At 72.4% G+C, this 6,198-nt stretch carries 6 protein-coding genes; 4 read left to right on the top strand and 2 right to left on the bottom strand.

What is annotated here, in order from left to right; translation table 11 throughout:
* Positions 1-100: 100 nt before the first annotated feature.
* Both ACFWX1_RS19055 and ACFWX1_RS19050 read right to left on the bottom strand, forming a co-directional pair.
* Entirely contained in the window at positions 101-736 is a 636-nt protein-coding gene (locus ACFWX1_RS19055) for a carboxymuconolactone decarboxylase family protein (RefSeq protein WP_378388972.1), read from the bottom strand.
* 11 nt (positions 737-747) lie between these two features.
* On the bottom strand, positions 748-2,088 hold the full coding sequence (locus ACFWX1_RS19050) for a DUF5685 family protein (protein ID WP_378389114.1): 1,341 nt from the start codon (positions 2,086-2,088) through the stop codon (positions 748-750).
* Positions 2,089-2,206: 118 nt separating this feature from the next.
* Between ACFWX1_RS19050 and ACFWX1_RS19045 the strand changes: the two genes are divergently transcribed.
* The 4 genes from ACFWX1_RS19045 (at position 2,207) to ACFWX1_RS19030 (ending at position 6,065) form a co-directional block, all read left to right on the top strand.
* Positions 2,207-2,725 carry a DUF402 domain-containing protein gene (locus ACFWX1_RS19045; RefSeq protein WP_378388970.1) on the top strand — a complete coding sequence of 173 codons (519 nt, stop codon included), beginning with the start codon at positions 2,207-2,209 and terminating at the stop codon, positions 2,723-2,725.
* A 139-nt stretch (positions 2,726-2,864) separates the two neighbouring features.
* A complete protein-coding gene (locus tag ACFWX1_RS19040) occupies positions 2,865-3,770 on the top strand; it encodes an ABC transporter ATP-binding protein (protein WP_378388968.1) in 906 nt (301 codons plus the stop codon).
* A gap of 25 nt (positions 3,771-3,795) precedes the next feature.
* Positions 3,796-4,539, top strand: coding sequence for an ABC transporter permease (locus ACFWX1_RS19035; RefSeq protein ID WP_378388966.1), 744 nt, complete (start codon positions 3,796-3,798; stop codon positions 4,537-4,539).
* The gene (locus ACFWX1_RS19030) at positions 4,530-6,065 is read left to right on the top strand and encodes an ArnT family glycosyltransferase (protein ID WP_378388964.1); all 1,536 of its coding nucleotides are present in this window, start codon (positions 4,530-4,532) and stop codon (positions 6,063-6,065) included. The genes ACFWX1_RS19035 and ACFWX1_RS19030 overlap by 10 nt, the downstream gene beginning before the upstream one ends.
* Positions 6,066-6,198 lie beyond the last annotated feature (133 nt).

Genomic DNA, 6,198 nt, shown 5'->3' with positions numbered 1-6,198 from the left:
ACGCTCCGTCCGGGACGATCAACGTCCCGAACGGAGCGTTCGCGACAAGGACGTCGCGCCTAGCACCGCCGGACCGCGCATGCCGCGCCGGTGTGCGAGGTCAGCCGGGGCGGTAGGCGGTGACGTCGGTGACGGCCGTGCCGGAGACGGTGCAGAACAGCAGCGCGGAAGGTACGGGCGCGTCGCCGTAGCACTCGACCACCACGCGGTCCGGGCCGGTCGCGCGCACCTCCGGCCGGTCGCAGCCGGACAGCACCGCGAGCACCTCGGGCGCGACCGCGTCCCGCTCCCCCGCCCGCACCCGCGCACAGAACTCGAGGACGACCTCGCGCGGGGAGGGAGGCGGCGGCGAGGGCAGGCCCGCTTCGTCGAAGAGGCGGTTGAGCTGGTCGGCGGCCGAAACCGCGCGCGGGAAGCCGGCGAACGCGGCGGCCTGGACGACCACCTCGCACAACTCGGCGGGTGAGAGTCCCGAGGCCAGTCCGGTCTTCAGCTGCATGCTCAACGGCGGGCCGGCCATCCCCGCCGCCACGATCGCCGAGAGCGTCGCGGCTTCGCGCGTCCTGGCGTCCAGTCCCGGCCGCTCGTGCAGGTGGCCGTACACCGTGCCGACCGCCAGCTCGCCGAGTGCCGGGACGGTCGCGAACAACGCGTCCAGCCGCTGCTCGCCGCCTTCGACCAGTTCGGCGAAGTTCGCCCGTCCGCGACTGTGCAGTTCGTCCATCGGCTCGGTCATCGGGGTTCCTTTCAGCAGCCGCAGTCGCAGCAGGAACAGCACTCGCAACACGAACTGTCACAGCCGCAGCCGTCGCACGACGTGCCGATGGGTTTGCCGCTCCACGGGCCGGGGTAGGGATCCCGGCAGCAGAACTGGCAGGTGCAGCACATGTACGTCGCTACGCCGCAGCCCGCGAAGAAGTTCCGTTCGCGGGGCGGGACGGCGAACTTCGGCACCCAGCAGCCGCCGCCCTGGCCGTCCTTCGGCCCGGGGTCCTTCGGCGGCTCGGGCGGCGGGCCACCGGGGCCACCGGGGCCACCGGGACCACCTGGGCCTCCGGGACCGCCCGGCCCACCGGGACCAGGTACGCCGGGTGGCCCGTACCCGGGAGGTGGCGTCCCCTGGTGCGGCGGTGGCCCGTAACCGGGCGGCGGGCCGAATCCCGGTTGATGCGGATGCTGCTGCGGTCGCGGCCCCGGTCCGATCCACCCCGGCGGCGGCTGTTGATGGTCCTGCAGGTGGTGATGTCCGAAGGCGCGGCGGACGGCCTGCCGCAGCTCGTGCACGAGCAGGACGTGCACCAGCGCCGAGTCGGTGAATTCCGCCTCACGCAGCGCGAGTTCGACGCCCAGGACGGCGTCCGCGCACAACCGGTGGGCCTCGGCGAGGTCGGTTCCCGTCGCCAGCAAGGGATTCCACGCCCCGGCGGCCGCGTCCTCCGCCAGATCTTCGACGGCGTCGAGCAGGTGCGCCACGCGGCCGAACAACCGGCCCGCCTCGGCGAGCGGTGCCTTGTTGCCGGGCCGTCCGGCCAGCACCGCGGTCTGTGCGAACGCCGCCGCCGTCGCCAGTTCGGCCGGTTCGGTGGCCAGCAGGGCCGAGTCGCCGAGCCGGACCGCGCCTTCGAGCTCGGCCTGGCGGCCGACCGCCTCGGTGAGCACCGCGGTGTCGAAACCGAGCCGGGCCCCGGTGCGGCCGCCCTGATCCGCCCAGCGGGCCGCGACCCGGCGCGCGGCGGCCGCGACCGGACGCCGCCGGAAGGCACCGTCCCGGTCGGCCACGTGGTCACCGACCTTCGCCGACGCGAGCACGAGCGACACCGCCGCGGCGAGCCGCGCGCCGCCGCCCTCGGCGACGGAAGCCGGCCGCATCGCGCGCAACGCGCACGGCCCCGCGTCGCGCCGCCCGCTCCCGGGCGACTGCGCCTCCACCAGCACCGAGATGATCAGCCCGTCGTAGTTGGTCACCACCCTGGCGAACTGGCCGTGCTCGTCGCGCAACGCGAGGCAGAGCCCGCACAGATGCGCCAGCCAGTCCGCGTGCAACCGGCCGGACAGCCGGTGACGGCAGGGCCTGATGATCCCGAACAACTCCCGCTCCCCCAGACTCGTGATGATGCTTCGCGGCACCCTAGCGCCCGCGGCGGCACGACACCGGCGTTCGGCGGTTTTCCGCCCGGTCCGCCGCCCGGCCGGGCAGGATGGGGCGATGACCGACCTGCACCCGCCGAAGCGCGAAATCTTCGACGTCGCCGCCAGGACCAACACCGATCCCAAGGGCATCACCCGCGACGTCGAGGAGTACCGCGAGGAGCCGTTCGGCCTGTACCTGGCCCGCCCTGCCCCGGGCAGGCCCCAGTTCCGCTATCTCGAATCGTGGCTGCTGCCCGGCCTCGGACTCCGCCTGACCGACTTCTGGTACAACCCCGGCCACGAGCGCGACCAGGACTTCTACGCCGACGTCGTCCGCGTCGACCGCGACGGGAGCCGCTGGACGACCACGGACCTCTACCTCGATCTGGTGCTCAAGGACAAGGTGTCGGTACGGGTCATCGACACCGACGAACTGGTGGCCGCCGTCGCGCAGGACCTGCTTTCGCCTCAGGACGCCGAGTACGCGCTCGAAACCACCTACGCCACCGTCGAGGGCCTCGCCACGCACGGCTACGACCTGGCCGCCTGGCTGTCCACAAAGGACATCGCGCTGACCTGGAAGCGGCACCCCTAGGGGGCGTCCGATCCACCGATCGGTTGATGGCGGCAGCCTGCCGGTGGATTCCGGTTCTGGCCGCTCCGACGATCCGCCGGACCGCGCCCGCGCGGGATTCTCGAGCACGACGGGAAACCCGACGAGAGGGGACGGCCGGATGCCGGTCATCGAGGTGCACGGGCTGCACAAACGCTACGGGGACAAGGTCGCCGTGCACGACGTTTCGTTCGACGTCGAGCGCGGCGAGATCTTCGGTATCCTCGGGCCCAACGGCGCGGGCAAGACGACCACGGTCGAATGCCTCGAAGGCCTGCGGGTGCCCGACGGCGGCACGGTGTCGGTGCTCGGGCTCGACCCGCGCCGCGACAGGGACGAAGTACGCCAGCGCGTCGGTATCCAGTTGCAGGAAAGCCAGCTGCCGGACAAGCTCCGCGTCGGCGAGGCACTGGACCTGTATGCGTCGTTCTACCGCACGCCCGCGGATCCGGAGAAGCTGCTCGCGACGCTCGGCCTCACCGACAAGCGGGACACCGCGTACAAGCAGCTTTCCGGTGGGCAGAAACAGCGGCTGTCCATCGCGCTCGCGCTGATCGGCAGCCCGGAGATCGCCGTTCTCGACGAGCTCACCACCGGACTGGACCCGCAGTCCCGCCGCGACACCTGGGACCTCATCGAGGCGGTACGCGACCAGGGCGTCACGATCCTGCTGGTCACCCACTTCATGGAGGAGGCCGAGCGGCTCTGCGACCGGCTCGCCGTGATCGACAGCGGCCGCGTGGTCGCCATCGACAGCCCGGCCGGGCTCGTCGCCGGGGTGAACGACGAACAGCGCATCCGCTTCCGCCCGTCGCGGCCGATCGACCCTCGGGAGCTCGAAGCGCTGCCCGAGGTACGGCGAGTCGACGAACACGGCGGACAGCTCGTCGTCACCGGGCGCGGCAACGTCCTGCACGCGGTGACCTCCCATCTCGCCCGCGCCCAGGTGATCGCCGGCGACCTGCGCGTCGACCAGGCCAGCCTCGACGACGCGTTCGTCGCGCTGACCGGCCGGAAACTGGACTAGGACAAGGCTGGACAGGACAAGGAACATGGCCGCACTGACCAAGATGACCGCCGTCGAGGCGAAGCTGTTCCTGCGCGATCCCGGCGCGCCGATCACCGTGCTCGGCATCCCGGTCGCGCTGCTGCTGGTGTTCGGGCTGATGCCGGACACCAGGAAACCCGATCCGAAGTTCGGCGGGCACGCGCCGCTGTCGACGCTGATCGCGCCGATGTCGGTGACGATCCTGCTCGCGATGCTCGCGCTCACGCTGTTCCCGGCCGCGATCGCCACCTACCGCGAAAAGGGGGTGCTCAAACGCCTTTCGGCGAGCCCGGTGCCGCCGGCCAGGCTGCTCACCGCGCAGTTGCTGGTGAACCTGGCGGCCGCGGTGATCGTGGTCCTGATCATCACCGGCGTGGGCAGGCTCGCGCTCGGCATGGACCTGCCGGCGAACCCGGCGGGCTTCGCGCTGTCGCTCGTGCTCGGCACGGTCGCGCTGTTCTCCGTCGGGCTGGTGGTCGCCGCGCTGGCGCCGACCGGCAGGGCCGCGAGCGGGATCGGCGCCGCGGCGTTCTTCCCGATGCTGGCGCTCGGCGGTGTCTGGGTGCCGAAGGAACAGCTGCCGTCCTTCCTGCAGAGCGCCGCGGACGTCCTGCCGCTCGGGGCGACGCTGAACTCGCTACGGGAGACGTGGGCGGGGAACGCGCCCGGCGTGACCCAGCTCGTCGCGATGGCCGTGTTCGCCGTGGCGGGCATCGCGCTCGCCGCCCGCTTCTTCCGATGGGAGTGAAAGTGACTGCCACACAAGAGAAAACGACGCTTCCGGCGGAACCGAAGACGATCGCGCGGTTCGCCGCCAAACCGGTGTCCGCCGTCACCGCGCTGCTCGCCGTCGCGCTCGTGCTGACCGCGAACCGGTACGGCTACTTCGGCGACGAGCTGTACTTCCTGGCGGCCGGCCGGCATCTGGCCTGGGGGTATGTCGACCAGCCGCCGCTCCTGCCGCTGCTGGCGAGGGCGATGGACACGATCGGGCCCGGATCTCCTTTCGTGCTCAGGATTCCGGCGATACTGGCGATGCTCGCCGGTGTCGTGCTCACCGCGCTGATCGCCAGGGAATTCGGCGGCCGGGGTAAGGCCCAGACGATCGCCGCGGCGACGTTCGCGGTGGCGACCCAGTTCGTCGCGACCGGGCACTACCTCGCGACGTCCACGATCGACCCGTTCCTGTGGGCGCTGCTGCTGTGGGTGCTGGTCCGCTGGATCAGGACGCGGCGGGACGGCCTGCTCGTCTGGGCCGGGGTGATCACCGCGGCCGCGCTGTACACGAAGTTCCTGATCGGCGGATTCTGGATCGTCGCGGGGATCGCGATCCTCGTCTGCGGGCCGCGAGAGCTGCTCCGCCGCCCGGCGTTGTGGCTCGGCGCGCTGATCGCCGTGCTGGCGCTGGTGCCGACGCTGATCTGGCAGGCCACGCACGGGTGGCCGCAGCTGGGCATGGGCGCGGCGATCTCCCACGAGGTCGAGCACACCTGGGGTGGCAGGCTGGTGTTCCTGCCGTCCTTGCTGATCGTCGCCGGGATTCCGGTCGGCGTCGCCCTGCTCTGCTACGGCGTGTGGCGGCTCCTGCGCTCGGCGGAGTTACGGCCGTACCGCTTCCTCGGCTGGACGACGCTGGGCCTCGCGGTCGTGTTCTTCGCGGTGAACGGCCGCAACTACTACGTCGCGGGCATGTTCGCGCCGTGCTGGGCGGCGGCCGCGGTCGAGCTGGAACGGGGCAGGGCCGCCCGGTGGTGGCGCTGGGTCGCCACCTGGCCGGTCTACCTCGTCGCGGCGCTCGTCGTCGTCCCGCTTTCGCTGCCGGTGTGGCCGCAGGCGTGGCTGACGGAACACCCTGGCCTGCCGAAGCCGGTGTTCGCCACCCAGGAGATCGGCTGGCCCGAGGTAGCGAAGTCGGTTGCCGGGACGTACGCCGCGCTGCCCGAGCCGGAACGCTCCCGCACCGCGGTGCTCGCCGAGAGCTATTGGGGCGCGAGTGCGCTCGACCGGTTCGGGCGTGACCTCGGTCTCCCGGAGCCCGCGAGCCCCGACCGCGGCTACACGACACTGGTGGTACCGCCGGAAGGCGCGACGGACGTGCTGTTCGTCGGCGAAGACCCACGGCTGCTGCTCGGGCATTTCGCCCACCTGCGGCCGATCGGGAAGGTCCACACCGGACTCCCGGTCGCCAACGCGGTCGACGGGCAGCCGGTCTGGCTGGCCACCGGGCGGAACGAACCGTGGGCGACGTTGTGGCCGAAGCTGGCGCACGACTGAGGCCATCTGCCAGGGGGTACCCGGCGCCGGGGGGGGGGGGGCGGGCGCGGGGGGGGGCCCCCGGGGGGGGGGACCCCCCGCCCCCCCCCCCCCCCCCCCCCGGGGGCCCGCAGGGGCGCCGGAGCCACGCGCC

This window comes from Amycolatopsis sp. NPDC059021, assembly GCF_042739895.1.
GTDB lineage: Bacteria > Actinomycetota > Actinomycetes > Mycobacteriales > Pseudonocardiaceae > Amycolatopsis.
This window is presented reverse-complemented; position numbering and strand designations above follow the sequence as displayed.

Excerpts from the sequence above, each read along its gene's own strand:
- ACFWX1_RS19055 (WP_378388972.1), bottom strand. The coding sequence starts at position 736 with ATGACCGAGCCGATGGACGAACTGCACAGTCGCGGACGGGCGAACTTC.
- ACFWX1_RS19045 (WP_378388970.1), top strand. The coding sequence starts at position 2,207 with ATGACCGACCTGCACCCGCCGAAGCGCGAAATCTTCGACGTCGCCGCC.
- ACFWX1_RS19040 (WP_378388968.1), top strand. The coding sequence starts at position 2,865 with ATGCCGGTCATCGAGGTGCACGGGCTGCACAAACGCTACGGGGACAAG.
- ACFWX1_RS19035 (WP_378388966.1), top strand. The coding sequence starts at position 3,796 with ATGGCCGCACTGACCAAGATGACCGCCGTCGAGGCGAAGCTGTTCCTG.
- ACFWX1_RS19030 (WP_378388964.1), top strand. The coding sequence starts at position 4,530 with ATGGGAGTGAAAGTGACTGCCACACAAGAGAAAACGACGCTTCCGGCG.